We start from the raw sequence: 16,260 nt of genomic DNA, 5'->3' as shown, positions 1-16,260 counted from the left end.
ATCAAACATTGATAGGGGTAGGAGATATGATTCGAGAGTTAACACCAGCGGAAATGAAATCAATCTTGAGTTCGATTAATAGGGAACAGCACTTCTTATACTATTCATACCTTACAGCTCGTAAGCATAATACGGTACACTATGGACAGTTTACAGAGCAGGGGGAGCTGCTCGGCGTATTGGCTTTTTTTAGAGGGCTTTCGTTCTATGCTTTTTCCGTATTCCCTGTGGAGAAGTCATTTTGTCTCCGGTCCGTGCTTGCATTTACGAAAGAACAACTGAATTTACCTGACAATGCTGTCGGTAATGTAATCGTGAATGAAGAAGTTATGGCTGTACTTGCTTCACAGCTTGAGCTTGTTAAGTCTCCCAAAAAGTTGCTTCTAATGAAGCATATCCATCAAGAAGCGTTGCCACCGGTGGATACAAGCGTTTTACATTTGGGTCCTCCTTATTTTGAGCTTATTGAGTCGAAAATGGCCGATTTAGATACAATGGCGTTCTCAAAAGAAGAATTACAGTATCCGTTCTATGGTGTGATGGAACAACATGAGCTGATTGCGGTAGGTGGATACCATATTTATAGCGAAGATTACGTTGAATTGGGGAACATCGGAACGGATGTAAGATGGAGAAGGCAAGGCTACGGAAAAAAGATCTGCGCAGAGCTCACCCGAGCGGGGAGAAGGGTTACCTCAAATGTGTATTTGAATGTCATTGAGGAGAATGTAGGTGCAATTTATCTATATCAATCCATCGGTTATGAGCTTATGTGCAAACAGAACATGGTTGAATTTATTATTTGATGGTTAATTAAAAAGGACTTAGCGGAATACAATCCGCTAAGTCCTTTTTCACAAGCATAGAACCTTTTATACGACCCCTTCAGTACGGTCTTCATTCATTCGCATCATTCGTGCGGCAACCGAAGTAGTATGTAATGGTAAAGAGGATGGGCGTGCAGAGGCTCTCTGAGCTCTACGTAAATAATAGGATAGTTTTCCAGTAAAAATCTTATTTGCATAGAGTGAAAGAGCGAAATCTTCCGGTGTAACGAAGCAGGAAGGTTTATTCACAGGCTGAACTGCAGTTTCTTCAAATAAAGAGGCAACGAAATGGGAACAAAAATAAGCATTTTCTCTATCGATTTTAATATTCAGAAGCACACCAATTAGCCCTAAAAGATGATATTTATAACGTTCCTGATTTTGCATCATCCCTTGGACGTGATTGTACATCGTATCGTATTCTTCAGCGCTAACACGCAACTGATAGATAGAACAATTAGCACTGCTATAAAAAGGGTCAATAAAGTTCTCCTGAATTAGACCTGCCACGAATGGATTATGCATTTTTTTTCTTCCGAAGCTGTATACCTCCCGCAGTTCACAGTCAAAGGCGATCGAAGCATGATTCAGATCGGCTTTTGTAAACCACTTTATAAAACCACTAAAGGCCGTACCTGTACCGGTAAGTACAATAAAGATGTCCTTATTCGAACTCATGTTCAAAGTTCCTTTCCACTAGGAAATGTTTGGGTAATGCATGAAAATTATGCTTAACTAACTCCATCTTACTGTATATTTGAGCATTGTAAAACAATCTTTAGTCTTAATTAAAAACTAGACCATAGACTAGTGCAATTCTGGCTTGTCTCATAGTTCTTGTGTGTATATAAATACGTCGATATTGCAAAAGATAAGCTGTTCAAATAAAGAGTTTTTAAAAACAATTGGAATTGCTTCCACACTAATGATACAATAAGAGTCAAAATGACATTCTTGAGATTTCAGAGGAGGAACTATTAAATGAGTGAACAAGATCAAGCGATTCAAAAGGAAGAAAACTCAACTGTAGATAACCTGTCCATTACAACGATTCGTACTTTGGCGATTGACGCCATTGAAAAAGCAAACTCCGGCCACCCAGGTATGCCAATGGGTTCTGCACCAATGGGCTACCAATTGTTTGCAAAAACAATGAAACATAACCCTGATCATCCGACATGGGTAAACCGTGACCGTTTTGTATTGTCCGCAGGACATGGTTCTATGCTTCTGTACAGCTTGCTGCACCTTAGTGGTTATGATCTGCCTATGGAAGAATTGAAAAATTTCCGTCAATGGGGCAGCTTGACTCCGGGTCACCCAGAAGTAGGTCACACCGCTGGTGTCGATGCAACAACAGGTCCACTTGGACAAGGTATTGGTATGGCTGTTGGTATGGCTATGGCTGAAGCTCAATTGGGAGCTACCTACAACAAAGATGAACATAAAGTGATTGACCACTATACTTACGCTATTTGTGGTGATGGTGATCTAATGGAAGGGATCTCTTCCGAGTCCGCTTCACTCGCTGGTCATTTGAAACTGGGCAAATTGGTTGTACTGTATGATTCAAATGATATTTCCCTTGATGGTAAATTGAACCTTTCCTTCTCCGAGAACGTGGCTCAACGTTTTGATGCTTATGGTTGGCAAGTACTGCGCGTTGAAGATGGAAATGATCTTCCGGCTATTGCCAAAGCGATTGCTGAAGCGCAAGCTGAGACTAGCAAACCGACTTTGATCGAAGTGAAAACTGTAATTGGTTATGGTAGCCCTAACAAACAAGGTAAAGGCGGCCATGGCGGTACTCACGGTTCCCCACTTGGAGCAGAAGAAGCTAAGCTTACCAAAGATTTCTACAAATGGGTATACGAAGAAGATTTCTATGTGCCTGACGAAGTTCGTGCTCATTTTGCAGAAGTGAAGAAAAACGGAATCGCAGCTAACAAAGCTTGGGATGACAAATTCGCAGCTTACAAAAAAGCATATCCAGAGCTTGCTGCACAATTCGAAACAGTAATCAACGGCGATCTTCCAGAAGGCTGGGATGCTAACCTTCCAACTTACACTACTGAAGATAAAGCAGTATCGACTCGTGTCGCTTCCGGTAGTGCGCTTAACGGTCTGACTGCTGGTGTTCCTCAGCTTGTGGGCGGTTCTGCTGACTTGGAAAGCTCAACTATGACGCATTTGAATGGTTTGACATCGTTCACACCAGAATCTTATGATGGCCGCAACATCTACTTCGGCGTACGTGAGTTTGGTATGGCTGCTGCAATGAACGGTATTGCACTGCACACGGGTCTTAAAGTATTCGGAGGAACATTCTTCGTATTCACAGACTACCTGCGTCCAGCCATCCGTTTGGCTTCGATCATGAAATTGCCAGTAACCTATGTACTGACACATGACAGTATTGCAGTTGGTGAAGATGGTCCTACGCATGAACCAATCGAACAATTGGCTTCCCTGCGTATCATCCCAGGTCTGACTGTTATTCGTCCGGCGGATGCTAACGAAACTTCTGCAGCATGGGCTTATGCTATGGAAAATAAAGAGAATCCGGTTGCTTTGGTTCTGACTCGTCAAAACTTGCCAATTCTTGCTGGAACAGTTGATGGCGTTCGTGAAAACATCAAACGTGGTGGTTATGTTGTCTCTGATTCTAAAAATGGCACTCCACAAGCACAACTTATCGCTACTGGTTCTGAAGTACAATTGGCTGTTAAAGCACAAGCTGCTTTGGCTGAAGAAGGTATCGATGTTCGTGTAATCAGCTTGCCAAGCTGGGATCTGTTCGAAAAACAAGATAAAGAATACCGTGATTCCGTAATTCTTCCAGGAGTTAAGGCTCGTCTTGCTATCGAAATGGCACAAACCTTTGGCTGGGAACGTTACACTGGTGACCAAGGTGATATCCTGGGCATCACTACTTTCGGAGCTTCCGCGCCTGGCGACAGAGTAATGAAAGAATACGGCTTTACTGTTGAAAACGTAGTTAGCCGTGTGAAAGCACTTCTGTAATTAACTGAATAATCATTAGGGGGAGAACAAGTAATGAGTCAGTTTAACAACGCAACGATTGAAAAAGCAGCCAATGTATATTATGGCGGACAAGTAACCAGTCGTACGGTAATTTTGCAGGATGGAACTAAGGTCACACTTGGTATCATGTTGCCTGGTGTATATGAATTTGGTACGGATGGTCCTGAAATTATGGAGATTCTGTCCGGCGATCTTAAAGTGCTGCTTCCCGGCACTAAGGTATGGCAGGAGATTAAGGGAGCGGCAACGTTCAATGTTCCTGGCAACTCTAAATTTGCGTTGGAAGTTTTTGAAGTAACTGATTATTGCTGTTCTTACCCGGTTCTATAAAGACATAACTAGAAAGCTCTGCTGAAAAGCAGGGCTTTTTCTTTTTTTTCTTGCACTACAAACAATAATTTAGTATTATAAATACAAACAAATGTTCGTATGTTTTCAATTGCGTAAGTAATAATTAATTTGTGAAAAAAACCGCCTCTCACATCGAAAATTCCTGTGGGAAACGGCCATTAGTAAATGATCTATATGTTTCTCCTTAAAACGCTTATCGTCCTTATAGGGACGTCGAAGCCGTTTATGCTTGTTATTCGGATACAGTAGAACCCATTTTTTGTCCGATCCACTCTTCATAGCATTTCACTACAGCGGACAGGTCTTCATCGCCATAGCCTTGGGTAAACCCGGCTTGGAACATGCTTTTGGCTAGTCCCAGCATTGGAGAAGGGACGCCTGTGAAATCGCTGTGGGCGGAGGCTAACTTCAGATCCTTTAACATTAATGCAAGGGAGAACTGATTGCTGAAATCATTTTCTATGATTTTACGGCCTTTAAGCTCTGCCTGTTTGCTGCCTGCAGAACCAAGCTGCACTAGTTCAAGGAACTTGTCAGCTGGGACACCTGATTTTACAGCGATAGCGAACCCTTCAGCCAGGGCAACGTTGTGAATGCCGACCATAGCATTATGAGCCAGCTTGGCTACAGCGCCACTGCCGTTCTCACCCATATGTATCAGCTTTTTACCCAAAGTATCGAAGATATCGCGATGCTGTTCTATGACTTCAGCACTGCCGCCAACCATGAACACCAAGGTTCCTTCAATAGCTGCCGGCTTGCTTCCAGTCACTGGCGCGTCAAGAAAATGTCCACCTCGAGCTTCTACAGCAGTGGCAATTTCGTGAACTAGTCCTGGAGAAATTGTGCTGGAATCAATAATTAAGCTGCCTGGCTTAAGCGCATCTAGAATACCATCCTGACCATAAAACACTTCACGAACCGAATCATCATTACTGATCATGGTAATAATAACATCCTTACCTTCAGCGGCAGCACGTGGCGTGAGGGCAGTCTGAGCACCTTCTGCTTCAAGAGGTTTACATTTAGCTGCTGTACGGTTGTACACCGTTACCTGAAAGCCGCCACGAAGCAAGTTGGAAGCCATTGGCGCTCCCATTGTTCCAAGTCCGATAAAACCGATTTGTTTCATTTGTATAGCCACCTTCCCTTTTCTTCATTCTATCACGGCATATAGGCTAGCACCACAGCTCGGCCATGCCTGATGATGCGGGGAAACGCTTCCATGAAACTTTCGAAAACTTGGTTCTAAAGCCAGGGATGTGCCCTAAGACCTTGCCAGTCAAGGCAAATTAAAGTATCCTAATTATAAAGTTGTAACAAGCGGTTTCAAATTTAAAGAGATAAACAGGAGGTTTCCATTACCGATGTCTAAGAAGATTAATTTTGACTACACCAAAGCCCTTTCTTTCTTCAACCAACAAGAAATTGACAACCTTGCCGCTCCAGTTAAGTTAGCACACGAACAGTTGCATAATAAGACGGGTGCAGGTTCCGACTATCTTGGATGGATTGATCTTCCATCAGCTTATGATAAGGAAGAATTCGCACGCATTCAGCAAGCTGCAAAGAAGATCCAGAGCGATTCCGAAGTACTGATTGTAATTGGTATTGGTGGTTCTTATCTGGGAGCACGCGCAGCGATTGAAGCGCTCTCGCATTCTTTTTACAATAACCTTTCTAAAGATAAGCGCAAAACTCCAGAAGTTTATTTCGCTGGTAATAACATCAGTTCTACATACATCACGCATTTGCTTGATCTAGTAGAAGGCAAAGACTTCTCCGTGAACGTAATCTCCAAATCAGGAACTACGACTGAGCCAGCCATTGCTTTCCGCATTTTCCGCGCAGCTCTGGAGAAGAAATACGGCAAGGAAGAAGCTCGCAAACGTATCTACGCTACTACAGACAAGGAAAAAGGTGCCCTTAAGAAATTGGCAACTGAGGAAGGTTATGAATCCTTCATCATTCCAGACGATGTAGGCGGACGTTACTCCGTATTGACTCCTGTAGGCTTGCTTCCAATCGCTGTAGCAGGTATTAACATTGAAGAGATGATGCAAGGTGCTGCTGCCGCTGCGGATGAGTTCAGTAATCCGGATGTAGCTACTAACCAAGCTTATCAATATGCTGCAGTTCGTAATGCCCTTTATCGCAAAGGTAAAACAACTGAAATCCTCGTGAACTATGAGCCTTCCTTACACTTTGTATCAGAGTGGTGGAAACAATTGTTTGGCGAGAGCGAAGGTAAGGATTTCAAAGGAATTTATCCTTCTTCCGTTGATTTCTCTACAGATCTACACTCCATGGGTCAATTTATCCAAGAAGGTAACCGTAATATCTTTGAAACGGTAATCCAAGTAGATCAAGTGGCTCATCATGTGACCATTGAGAACGATCCAGATGATCTGGATGGCTTGAACTTCTTAACAGGAAAGACTATGGATTTCGTGAATAAGAAGGCTTTCCAAGGTACAATGCTCGCGCATACAGATGGTCAAGTACCTAACCTTATCGTTACTATTCCTGATCAAACACCATACACATTTGGTTATCTGGTTTACTTCTTTGAAAAAGCTTGCGGCATCAGCGGTTACCTGCTAGGTGTTAACCCATTCGACCAACCAGGCGTAGAAGCTTACAAGAAGAATATGTTTGCGCTACTTGGCAAACCGGGTTACGAAAAAGAAAAGGCAGAGCTGGAAGCAAGACTTACAGAATAGTATTGCAGCAGTATTTTAGAGACCATTCATACTAGTGTAAGTCACCAGGAGCAGTCCATAGGTAATCCAATACCGGGGCTGCTCCTGACATTATATGAAGACATCATATGTATATAAGGACTGGAATAATTATGTTAGAACAATATCGAACGGTGCGCTCTTCCGGTTCTAAGGAAGTCGTAATCCGCAAATCTCGCTTCATTGGTCATGTTATGCCGGTTGAGAATGAAGAAGAAGCATTGTTGTTTATCGAAGACCTCAAGAAGAAACATCGGGACGCAACGCATAATTGTTCTGCTTATGTGATTGGGGAGAGAGACGAAATCCAGAGGCAATCAGACGACGGGGAGCCGAGTGGAACAGCCGGCAAACCGATTTTGGAAGTAATTCGCAACCAGGGAGTTAAAAATGTCGCAATTGTTGTTACCCGTTATTTCGGAGGCATTATGCTGGGTGCCGGAGGGCTGATTAGAGCTTATACGGATGGAGCAGTGCTTGCGCTTGAAGCAGGAGAAGTAATCACCCGTGTGCTAAGACGAGAGGTATTCGTAGAAATTGAATACACTTGGCTAGGTAAGGTTGAGAACGAACTTCGTGGAAGAGGTATTCAGACTGGCGAGACTTTGTTCACCGACAAAGTAACGTTGTTATGTTTACCGCGAAATGATGAGGGAGACGCATTTATGGCATGGATAACAGATCTAACCCAAGGGCAAGCCTTGGTAACAGAAGGGCGGCGGATTTACTACAGCGAAGGGGATTAGGTATATGGCAAGGAGAGCAGTGGAGCAGGAGTTGTCGAGGGAAAGAATATTAGAGGCCGCTAGGCATCTGTTTATTACCAAAGGGTATCGAGCGATTTCAATGCGAAGCATCGGTCAGCATTTGGGGTACAGCCACGGCTCTCTCTATTATCATTTTAAAGAGAAGGCAGAGTTGTTCTACGCCATTGTTGTCGAAGATTTTAATCATGTGGCTGCTTTGCTGAGCCAAGTAATGAACAAGCCACCTGAAGAAGGTATGACTCGAGTAGAGCAGCTGATTATGGAGTTTATAAGGTTTGGATTAGATCATCCTTATCAATATGAAATTATGTTCATGATTCGTGATGAAGAGCTGCTAGCTTATTGTAGAGCAGAGCAGGGACGATGTTTTGATTTATTCTCAAGTATTGTACGCCGTCATATGAAGGAAGAGGGATATGTGTCCGAGGATTGGCAGAACGTTCCGCTAACCTTGTTCTTATCCGCTCACGGATTTATATCTTATTATATCCAAGATAAAGTCTCATTTGAGGATGTAAAAGAGGCAGCCTCAGCTCATATCAAGGTTTTATGCCGCAGCCTTTAATATGCTGTTTTTTTTATAAGTTCTCACTTTAAAGCTGTGCATTGGTATAACACTGCTTCTCTGCTTGATCAAAGTAATATTTAATTCTAGTTATATTTTAATGGCCGCTCCGAGGCATAACGGAGCGGCCATCTGTATATTGTTTATCCTTCTAAAATCTTTAAGAAACATTGCCTACGTCTTGGTCCATCGAACTCACAAAAATAAATACCTTGCCAGCGTCCAAGTAATAGTTCGCCATCATGGATGATTATGCTCTGGGAAGGTCCTGTTGTAATAGACTTAAGGTGGGAGGCAGTGTTGCCTTCAGCATGTCGATACTTCGGATGCTCCCAAGGGTAAACTTCATCCAAACGCATCAGAACATCATGTTTCACATCAGGATCTGCATTCTCATTGATTGCAATTCCGGCGGTGGTATGAGGACAATAAACTACGATTACCCCGCTACGCACCCCGCTTTTTTTCACAAAAGAAATGACTTCACGAGTAATATCCCGTAATTCATCCCGTTTCGTTGTAGTAATCTCCAGTGTATGCAGCATAAACATTCCCCTTCCTGTGATGTGCCACTTTTTCTATCCTTTGTTATATATATTTTACCCCAAATTCACTTGAAAGTAATTGACGACAACGAGAAGGATTTGGTAAAGTAGTAATAATATAAAACCAAGTATATAAATAGGAATAATTAATGGAGATGTTGGTTAGTATACCGACCGGTTATCCGGAGGTGGGAGGGCAAAATCATTGAATTCGCTGCTTAGACACAAAGGCTGGACTTGGGGTTTCCGAACTACAATTTTGCTCTATTTTGTAGTATTGATCGTGCTGCCTATACTTGGGGTCTATTACAACTCTTTTTCACTGGGTTTCGGCAATTTTGTGGAGAGCATAAGCGACCCGATTGCCTGGAAGTCGGTGCTGTTAACCTTAAAGCTGGCGATCATCGCTACTTTAATTAATGTCTTTTTAGGAACAATGATTGCCTGGGTTCTTATTCGTTATCATTTCATTGGTAAAGCATTGCTTAACAGTCTTGTGGATTTACCATTTGCACTGCCGACGGCAGTTGGTGGTTTGATGATTTTACTCTTGCTCGGACCTGGTAGTCTTATCGGCAAGGCTGCAGCAGCGCTTGGTTTTGAAATTGTTTTTCATCAACCGGCTATCGTTATCGCTATGGTCTTCGTAACCTTTCCCTTCGTGATTCGAGCGGTTCAGCCCTTGCTGGAGGAACTTGATCCTTCCGAAGAGGAAGCGGCATATACAATGGGTGCCAAGGGAACTAGAGTCTTCTGGCATGTTATTCTACCCTCCATGGCTCCTGGGATGATCAGCGGTGGAATGCTTGCCTTCTCGCGGGCACTTGCTGAATTCGGTGCTGTAGTCCTCGTAGCAGGCAATATACCAGGTCGTACACTCGTATCTTCTGTTTTTATTTTTGGTGAAGTTGAAAGTGATAATCCGGTTTCCGCAGCAGCAGTTTCTGTTATTCTCTTGACCTTATCTTTTCTGATTCTTTGGCTAATTAATATGCTGCAGATGCGGGGGAGACGCTCATGAGAAAATTGTGGATTGGACTCACCTACTTGGTGTTTTTTCTGCTAATCGCTGCACCGCTAGGAAAAATGGCTATAGGTGCTTTTAGTGAAGGATTTGGTGGTTTCTGGAATGCTCTGACTAGGCCTGAAGCGCTGCATGCGCTTATGATGACTGGGCTTGTTGTGATAGTAGTTACGTTATTAAATACGTTGTTCGGAATTATGATGGCGCTGTATCTTGTCCGGGCGAACTGGATAAATAGGCGTCTAAAGGGCTTGCTTAACAGTCTTGTTGATTTGCCTTATGCTGTGTCTCCTGTCATCGGCGGGCTGATGATTGTCCTGCTGCTGGGTCCGGATAGTGCCTTGGGCGCGATTTTTGAAGGGATTGGGCTGAAGATCGTCTATGCGATTCCCGGAATGATCATTGCCACCTTGTTCGTAACCTTTCCTTTAATGGTGCGTGAAGTGATGCCGGTGCTGCAGGAGATTGGATCACAGCAGGAGGAAGCTGCCTCTACATTGGGCGCTCGTGGCTGGACTATTTTTTGGAAGGTGACTTGGCCTTCGATTCGTTGGGCGGTTGTGTATGGAGTCATCCTTACGGTGGCTCGTTCACTAGGAGAGTTCGGTGCGGTGCTCGTGGTCTCGGGAAACATTATGAACAAAACCCAGACGGCGACGACGTTAGTCTATCAGGATGTTGAGAATTTTAATGTAACGGCTGCTGGAGGAATAGCGCTAGTTCTGGCTGCATTTTCCGCAGGTCTACTGTTGTTGATGGAATGGACCAAGAGAAGAAAGGAAGTGCAGTAATATGCATGTTGAAGTGCGGGGATTAAATAAGCATTTTGGAGATTTTCATGCGGTCAAGGACGTCAATTTCACCATTACAAAAGGTCATCTGATAGGACTGCTCGGCCCGAGTGGCGGCGGTAAAACTTCGATTCTTCGTATGCTCGCAGGGCTGGAGACACCGGATAATGGCGAGATTATTTTTCATGGTCAGACGGTTAACAATCTTCCTCCTCAGGAGCGCGGGATCGGCTTTGTCTTTCAGAACTATGCATTATTTAAGCACATGACTGTTTTTGATAATATTGCTTTTGGATTAAAAGTTAAAAAGGTCAGCAAAACTGCGATTCGTGACCGAGTGATGGAACTGGTAGAGCTTACGGGGTTAAAAGGCTTCGAGAAGCGTTATCCGCATCAGCTATCTGGTGGACAACGTCAGCGTGTAGCCTTTGCTCGTGCACTCGCACCTGAACCGCAGCTGCTGCTCTTAGATGAGCCGTTCGCAGCTATTGATGCGAAGATCCGTCAGGAGCTGCGCGCTTGGCTGCGTGAGCTGATTGAGCGTGTTGGTATCACTTCCATCTTCGTAACGCATGACCAAGACGAAGCGATTGAAGTAGCTGACGAGATTATGATCATCAACCAAGGACAGTTGGAACAAAAGGGTACGCCTTGGGACATCTATAAGGAGCCTAAAACACCGTTCGTGGCAACTTTTATCGGGGAGTCGACACTGATTGAAGATGCATCTGAGGTGAAAGGCTTTAAAGGCGCTGGAGACGGTAAGCCTACCAAAGCGCTGATTCGCCCTGAATATATTGAAGTTGGTAACCTGCATGAGTTCAAGATGGCTTCTGCTACGGAAAAAGGTGTCGTAAAGCATCTGCATTTCCGTGGAAGCGAATGGCTCGTTGAGGTTGAAGTAAATGGCCACAAGCTGGTCACCTACCGTTCCTTGGAGAAAGAAACCTTGCAGCCGGGACAGGACATCTCAGTCCTTGTGCACCGCGCCTACCTGTTTAATGATGAGCGAAGCTGGATCCAGGAGAACAACCTGAAAGAAGATCCAATGCCGATATTTATTTAATATAAAAATAAATAAAATGATTTTCAATTTTTTTGAAGAGTAGCGAATGTGATGAGCTAGGATTAGAGGAACCGATGTGAGGTATGAAGTAATGGAGTGGAAGTTTGGAACTGTAGGAGCGGTAGCGACCGCCTTTATGCTCTAATTTCAACCGTAATACGGTTCCAATCAAGAAATTAGAGCATAACAGCGGCCGGAAGTCCAAACATTCCACGTAATTACGGTAAAATACCGAGCGGCAGTTACTTGATTTTCAGATTCAGCCGTAGAGCTACTTTCAAAGAGACATTAAAATCATTACCTCGAAGGATGTGGGCCGCAATGAATTTCAAAAGGAGCAGACAACTGCACGGATGTTTTGCTGCCCTAATGCTGGCCATACTCACGCTGGCAGCAGTCGGTTGCGGGAATGAGAAGGCGATTACGACGATGGCAGATCCTTCGAAGCAAGGGGATGTCACGCTGGTCGTTGGCGCATACAGTGTGGCTAAGGATGCAATGGAAGATATTTTGCCGTTATTTGCAGCGCAATGGAAAGCGGATACTGGACAGGAGATTAGCTTTCAGCAGTCTTATGAAGCTTCCGGAACACAGGCACGTGCAATTGTGGGCGGGTTCGAAGCGGACGTTACACTGTTAGCCTTGGAAGGCGATGTCGAGAAGCTGGTCAAGGCTGGACTCGTAGCCCCAACGTGGAAAGAGCAGGGTGAACAAGGGATGGTGACACGTTCCGTAGTCGCACTTGGTACCCGTGAGGGAAATCCCAAAGGAATTCACGATTTTGTAGATTTAGCCAAGCCAGGGGTTAAAGTGTTATACCCAAACCCAAAAACATCCGGTGGTGCGCAGTGGGATATCAACGCGATCTATGGGGCGGGTCTGAAGCTGTCAGAGGAGCAAGAGGGCGTAAAAGATCCAGCAGCAGCCAAAGCTTTTTTAGAAAGTGTACATGCAAATGTGGAGTCTTTAGATAAGAGCGGACGTGCGTCCATGGCTGCCTTCGAGTATGGAGTGGGTGATGTTATTGTCACCTATGAGAACGAACTGCTGGCCCGGATTGCTCAGGGAGTTAAATATGAAGTCATTATTCCTAAAAATACAATTCTGATTGAGAACCCGGCAGCTGTCGTAGAGAAGTACGCGGATGAGCATGGGACACGTGCGGCGGCAGAAGCATTAGTTGATTACTTGATAACCCCACAGGCACAAGAGATCTTCGCAAAATATGGATTTCGTCCCATAGATAAACAGGTCTATGCGGAGAACAGAAGCCGTTACCCCGATCCAGCGGGCCTCTTCGATATCAATTATTTAGGTGGCTGGGATGAGGTGCGAAGCACACTTTATTCCAAGCGCGGAATTTGGTATCAGGTACTTGCAGGAATATAGGTAGAGGTGTAAAAATAGAGTCATCCTAGCAGAGCTACTGCTTAAGGGATGACTTTTTTGACGAAAGTATATATTGGGGGCCCCCGCAAAGTACCTGAGTACGCATCGAAGCAAAGCTCCACTTTGTGGGGATATTTTGGTGAGCATCTTTAAGATAGACATATGATAATTTATGACTTCCTTGATGGGAACTGAAGGAGAGATAAGATATGGATACGTTGGTGTTTTTGGGTACTGGGGATGCCATGGGTGTTCCGCGGGTATATTGCATCTGTGACACCTGCACTGAAGCGAGGGAGCAAGGGAGCAATATAAGGCTGCGTTCCTCCGTGCTTATAGATAACGGCAGTGACTTTCTAGTGATTGATTGTGGGCCGGACTGGCGACGTCAGATGGAGGCGCAGGGAATACGGAATATGCGAAGACTGCTTGTGACGCACGCTCATTTTGATCATATTGGCGGGCTGCCAGAATGGGCGGATGCTTGTCGATGGACAGGCATTAAGGGTGAACTTTATGCACCAGCAGAAGTCATTCCCATTATCGAACGGCAATACCCTTGGCTGCGAAATCACATCGAGATGATTCCTTGTGACGAAGGTATAGAACTAGACGGCTGGAAGATAGATACCTGGAAAGTAAACCATGGAAAGAATGGTTATTCGTACGCTTTTCGGCTAGAGAAGGAGGACTACACATGGGTGTATTGCCCAGATTCCATATCTCTAGGGGCTGAGGAGACACGCCTGATGCATGGAGCTGATTTGCTGGTGCTTGGTACAAGCTTCTATTACGAAGCGGCGGAGCTATCCACTCGTTCTGTGTACGATATGACGGAGGCTGCGGAGCTACTGCAAATTGTGAAGCCTAAAAAGGCAGTATATACGCATATGTCACATGATGTGGATCTGAGAAAAGCATATATTTTGCCGGAGAATGTTACACTGGCACAGTCTGGGACGAGAATTCCACTATACAAAAACCCATTCTCTTCACTTTAGAAGAGAATGGGTATGAAGATTTAGATTGAGCCAATAAACGGATTAAGCGGTTAATTTATCGGGTTCATTTAAAGGGTGACGTCCGCTTACCGCAAGCATGACTAAGGAAATAATGATGAGTATAAAACAGAGCACAAATGAATACCGGTAACCTACAATACTGGCTAACCCCCCGCCAACAAGACTCCCAAGCAGTCTGCCGATCGTGGATGAATTAGAATAAAGTGTGGATGCATACCCAGGCATGTTTGGAAGCAGATCCTGGATGTAGCTGATGCCAATTGCTGAAATAACAGCTACGAAGACGGCGAGTAGAACTTGGGCTGCAAGCATCTGCCACATCTCGCCAGAGAGAATGACAACGAGATAATAAGCGCCACCTAGAATCGCCCCGCACATCATCAAGATTCGATTACTGTACTTTGCACTAAGTAGACCGAGCATAATCATAAATGGAATTTCCAGCGCAGCACATATACTGCTGACTAGACCGACATCGCTTGTCGTTCCCCCTAGATTGTTTGTAATAAAGAGGGCTGTATTAATACTGCTCATCCAGTGAGCTACATACATGAGTATCAGAATCAGAAAAGGCAACAGAATATTGCGGTTCTGACCGATCCGGAAACTTTTTACTTTTACTTCAGTACTACTCGTTTTCAATTCTGTCTTTGATTTGAGAAACAGGAAAACGAGTAAGGCAACAAGCAGGAATACTCCGATCGTACCCGAGAAAATCCCCTTAAACCCAACAGCAGCGATTAGCAGGGTACCGATTAAAGGACCAGTAATAAAGCCGAGTGAGAAAGCAGAACGCAAGGTAGAATTAGCAAACGCAGTATCCGTAAAATTGCTCTTATTCACTGCCTCTCTAGCAATGGCGAATAATTGAGGCATGCCTGGTGCACCGAGGGCGGTGAACACAATCATGTAAATAAACAAGATCGTAAAATCCTGAATGAGCAAGTACCCGCTATAAGCCAGCGCATTACAGAGTGTTGCAACAAGGTAAATGTTTTTTCGATTCAAGCCGAGGTCAGAGCGTCTTCCGATTAGCGTACTAATCCATATCCCGGCAATTAATGTGGTGGCTAGAAAAACACCAAACAATCCGACAGATACACCAAGCTGTTCCGTGAAATAAATGGACAAGAAGGGTGCGCTGAGTGAAATCCCCATCCCCTGCAGTAACATACATAAAAAGAGTAAGGCATATGAGGGAATTGAAAATAGTGCAGTAAGTCTTTTGATCATGTTGTGAAGTTACTCCTCTATTGTTGTTAAAATAGTCAAACTGGTTATAGTATACATGAAAAAGGCAGCAACTATATATATGCGATTTGGCTAGAAACCTCAACTAGCTGGCTTAAGAACTGTGATTTTCTATGATATAAGGGGGACATCATTAGGGCAAATCTCAGCCTTCTGATGCCCCTTTTGTGATTTCTTTTGCATTCAGTATTCAGAAGCATGTTTATACTTTATAATCAGAAAGGACTACCGTCTTATATTTACAAATATAGAATAATTATCAACGATGGGAAGGGGAGTATCTAGTGGCTAATCCTATGGATCCGATCCTGATTGAATTTCCTGAGAGCTTTGAGACCGAACGTTTACTCATTCGCGCCCCTATGTGGGGGGACGGCATTAGTATGAATGTGGCTATAGGTGAAAGCTTAGAGGAATTGAAACCTTGGATGCCTTTTGCTCAAACGATTCCGACTTTGGATGAATCCGAGAAATTCACACGTGAGGCCAGACTGGATTTTTTAAAACGTAATCAATTGCATATGCGCATTTTTAATAAGGGCACGGGGAGCTTTATCGGTTGCAGTGGCCTGCATCGTATAAACTGGGAACTACGAAATTTTGAAATTGGTTATTGGATCCGAAGCTCCTGCGCAGGCAAAGGTTATATGACCGAAGCGGTAAATGGAATCACCGATTTTGCTATAAGGGAATTAGAAGCCAATCGCATTGAGATTCGGTGTAGTGCACGAAATATCAAAAGTGCTGCAGTTGCTGAGCGCGCAGGTTATACACTGGAGGGTATCTTACGGAGGGAGCGCCTTGGGCTAGATGGGGAAATGCATGACAGCAAGCTGTTTGCCAAGGTTAGAGGCGTGGAATTTTAGTGGAGAGGGC

16 protein-coding genes are annotated in these 16,260 nt (G+C 44.2%); 12 read left to right on the top strand and 4 right to left on the bottom strand.

The genetic code is table 11. The annotated features are described in order from the left end of the window. Positions 1-26 precede the first annotated feature (26 nt). Complete coding sequence (locus tag UQ64_RS18020; RefSeq protein WP_060624918.1) at positions 27-806, top strand: GNAT family N-acetyltransferase; 780 nt, start codon at positions 27-29, stop codon at positions 804-806. A gap of 66 nt (positions 807-872) precedes the next feature. Here UQ64_RS18020 and UQ64_RS18015 read toward each other — a convergent pair whose 3' ends face one another. Beyond that, a complete protein-coding gene (locus UQ64_RS18015) occupies positions 873-1,505 on the bottom strand; it encodes a hypothetical protein (protein WP_060624917.1) in 633 nt (210 codons plus the stop codon). A gap of 303 nt (positions 1,506-1,808) precedes the next feature. Between UQ64_RS18015 and tkt the strand changes: the two genes are divergently transcribed. Then, positions 1,809-3,851 carry a transketolase gene (gene tkt / locus UQ64_RS18010; protein WP_060624916.1) on the top strand — a complete coding sequence of 681 codons (2,043 nt, stop codon included), beginning with the start codon at positions 1,809-1,811 and terminating at the stop codon, positions 3,849-3,851. A gap of 33 nt (positions 3,852-3,884) precedes the next feature. Continuing rightward, positions 3,885-4,202 carry a pyrimidine/purine nucleoside phosphorylase gene (gene ppnP / locus UQ64_RS18005; protein WP_060624915.1) on the top strand — a complete coding sequence of 106 codons (318 nt, stop codon included), beginning with the start codon at positions 3,885-3,887 and terminating at the stop codon, positions 4,200-4,202. 253 nt (positions 4,203-4,455) lie between these two features. Here ppnP and UQ64_RS18000 read toward each other — a convergent pair whose 3' ends face one another. Then, on the bottom strand, positions 4,456-5,355 hold the full coding sequence (locus UQ64_RS18000; RefSeq protein WP_060624914.1) for an NAD(P)-dependent oxidoreductase: 900 nt from the start codon (positions 5,353-5,355) through the stop codon (positions 4,456-4,458). 235 nt (positions 5,356-5,590) lie between these two features. Between UQ64_RS18000 and UQ64_RS17995 the strand changes: the two genes are divergently transcribed. The 3 genes from UQ64_RS17995 (at position 5,591) to UQ64_RS17985 (ending at position 8,296) form a co-directional block, all read left to right on the top strand. Next, entirely contained in the window at positions 5,591-6,946 is a 1,356-nt protein-coding gene (locus UQ64_RS17995; protein WP_060624913.1) for a glucose-6-phosphate isomerase, read from the top strand. A gap of 131 nt (positions 6,947-7,077) precedes the next feature. After that, the gene (locus UQ64_RS17990; RefSeq protein WP_060624912.1) at positions 7,078-7,710 is read left to right on the top strand and encodes a YigZ family protein; all 633 of its coding nucleotides are present in this window, start codon (positions 7,078-7,080) and stop codon (positions 7,708-7,710) included. A 4-nt stretch (positions 7,711-7,714) separates the two neighbouring features. Beyond that, positions 7,715-8,296, top strand: coding sequence for a TetR/AcrR family transcriptional regulator (locus tag UQ64_RS17985; RefSeq protein WP_060624911.1), 582 nt, complete (start codon positions 7,715-7,717; stop codon positions 8,294-8,296). A gap of 143 nt (positions 8,297-8,439) precedes the next feature. Here the strand turns inward: UQ64_RS17985 and UQ64_RS17980 are convergent, their stop codons facing one another. Next, positions 8,440-8,841 carry a secondary thiamine-phosphate synthase enzyme YjbQ gene (locus tag UQ64_RS17980; protein WP_060624910.1) on the bottom strand — a complete coding sequence of 134 codons (402 nt, stop codon included), beginning with the start codon at positions 8,839-8,841 and terminating at the stop codon, positions 8,440-8,442. Positions 8,842-9,046: 205 nt separating this feature from the next. Between UQ64_RS17980 and cysT the strand changes: the two genes are divergently transcribed. From cysT to UQ64_RS17955, 5 genes are all read left to right on the top strand, one after another. Beyond that, complete coding sequence (gene cysT, locus UQ64_RS17975) at positions 9,047-9,862, top strand: sulfate ABC transporter permease subunit CysT (protein WP_060624909.1); 816 nt, start codon at positions 9,047-9,049, stop codon at positions 9,860-9,862. Next, complete coding sequence (locus UQ64_RS17970) at positions 9,859-10,656, top strand: sulfate ABC transporter permease subunit (RefSeq protein ID WP_060624908.1); 798 nt, start codon at positions 9,859-9,861, stop codon at positions 10,654-10,656. Before cysT ends, UQ64_RS17970 begins: the two co-directional genes overlap by 4 nt. Position 10,657: 1 nt before the next feature. Continuing rightward, the gene (locus UQ64_RS17965) at positions 10,658-11,722 is read left to right on the top strand and encodes a sulfate/molybdate ABC transporter ATP-binding protein (protein WP_060624907.1); all 1,065 of its coding nucleotides are present in this window, start codon (positions 10,658-10,660) and stop codon (positions 11,720-11,722) included. Between the two features lie 321 nt (positions 11,723-12,043). After that, entirely contained in the window at positions 12,044-13,111 is a 1,068-nt protein-coding gene (locus tag UQ64_RS17960; protein WP_060624906.1) for a sulfate ABC transporter substrate-binding protein, read from the top strand. A gap of 209 nt (positions 13,112-13,320) precedes the next feature. Then, on the top strand, positions 13,321-14,112 hold the full coding sequence (locus tag UQ64_RS17955; protein ID WP_060624905.1) for an MBL fold metallo-hydrolase: 792 nt from the start codon (positions 13,321-13,323) through the stop codon (positions 14,110-14,112). A gap of 42 nt (positions 14,113-14,154) precedes the next feature. On the opposite strand, the gene UQ64_RS17950 is transcribed toward UQ64_RS17955, so the two are convergent. Next, positions 14,155-15,366, bottom strand: coding sequence for a sugar efflux transporter (locus UQ64_RS17950; RefSeq protein ID WP_060624904.1), 1,212 nt, complete (start codon positions 15,364-15,366; stop codon positions 14,155-14,157). A gap of 314 nt (positions 15,367-15,680) precedes the next feature. On the opposite strand from UQ64_RS17950, the gene UQ64_RS17945 reads away from it, so the two are divergent. Continuing rightward, a complete protein-coding gene (locus UQ64_RS17945; protein WP_060624961.1) occupies positions 15,681-16,250 on the top strand; it encodes a GNAT family N-acetyltransferase in 570 nt (189 codons plus the stop codon). Positions 16,251-16,260 lie beyond the last annotated feature (10 nt).

It is taken from the genome of Paenibacillus etheri, assembly GCF_001012825.1.
GTDB lineage: Bacteria > Bacillota > Bacilli > Paenibacillales > Paenibacillaceae > Paenibacillus_AQ > Paenibacillus_AQ etheri.
This window is presented reverse-complemented; position numbering and strand designations above follow the sequence as displayed.

What these genes read in the sequence shown, in the direction of transcription:
- UQ64_RS17995 (WP_060624913.1), top strand. Translation starts at nt 5,591, where the DNA reads ATGTCTAAGAAGATTAATTTTGACTACACCAAAGCCCTTTCTTTCTTC.
- tkt (WP_060624916.1), top strand. Translation starts at nt 1,809, where the DNA reads ATGAGTGAACAAGATCAAGCGATTCAAAAGGAAGAAAACTCAACTGTA.
- UQ64_RS17965 (WP_060624907.1), top strand. Translation starts at nt 10,658, where the DNA reads ATGCATGTTGAAGTGCGGGGATTAAATAAGCATTTTGGAGATTTTCAT.
- UQ64_RS17980 (WP_060624910.1), bottom strand. Translation starts at nt 8,841, where the DNA reads ATGCTGCATACACTGGAGATTACTACAACGAAACGGGATGAATTACGG.
- UQ64_RS18020 (WP_060624918.1), top strand. Translation starts at nt 27, where the DNA reads ATGATTCGAGAGTTAACACCAGCGGAAATGAAATCAATCTTGAGTTCG.
- UQ64_RS17985 (WP_060624911.1), top strand. Translation starts at nt 7,715, where the DNA reads ATGGCAAGGAGAGCAGTGGAGCAGGAGTTGTCGAGGGAAAGAATATTA.
- UQ64_RS17945 (WP_060624961.1), top strand. Translation starts at nt 15,681, where the DNA reads ATGGATCCGATCCTGATTGAATTTCCTGAGAGCTTTGAGACCGAACGT.
- UQ64_RS18000 (WP_060624914.1), bottom strand. Translation starts at nt 5,355, where the DNA reads ATGAAACAAATCGGTTTTATCGGACTTGGAACAATGGGAGCGCCAATG.
- UQ64_RS17955 (WP_060624905.1), top strand. Translation starts at nt 13,321, where the DNA reads ATGGATACGTTGGTGTTTTTGGGTACTGGGGATGCCATGGGTGTTCCG.
- UQ64_RS17950 (WP_060624904.1), bottom strand. Translation starts at nt 15,366, where the DNA reads ATGATCAAAAGACTTACTGCACTATTTTCAATTCCCTCATATGCCTTA.
- UQ64_RS18015 (WP_060624917.1), bottom strand. Translation starts at nt 1,505, where the DNA reads ATGAGTTCGAATAAGGACATCTTTATTGTACTTACCGGTACAGGTACG.
- UQ64_RS17970 (WP_060624908.1), top strand. Translation starts at nt 9,859, where the DNA reads ATGAGAAAATTGTGGATTGGACTCACCTACTTGGTGTTTTTTCTGCTA.
- ppnP (WP_060624915.1), top strand. Translation starts at nt 3,885, where the DNA reads ATGAGTCAGTTTAACAACGCAACGATTGAAAAAGCAGCCAATGTATAT.
- UQ64_RS17990 (WP_060624912.1), top strand. Translation starts at nt 7,078, where the DNA reads ATGTTAGAACAATATCGAACGGTGCGCTCTTCCGGTTCTAAGGAAGTC.
- UQ64_RS17960 (WP_060624906.1), top strand. Translation starts at nt 12,044, where the DNA reads ATGAATTTCAAAAGGAGCAGACAACTGCACGGATGTTTTGCTGCCCTA.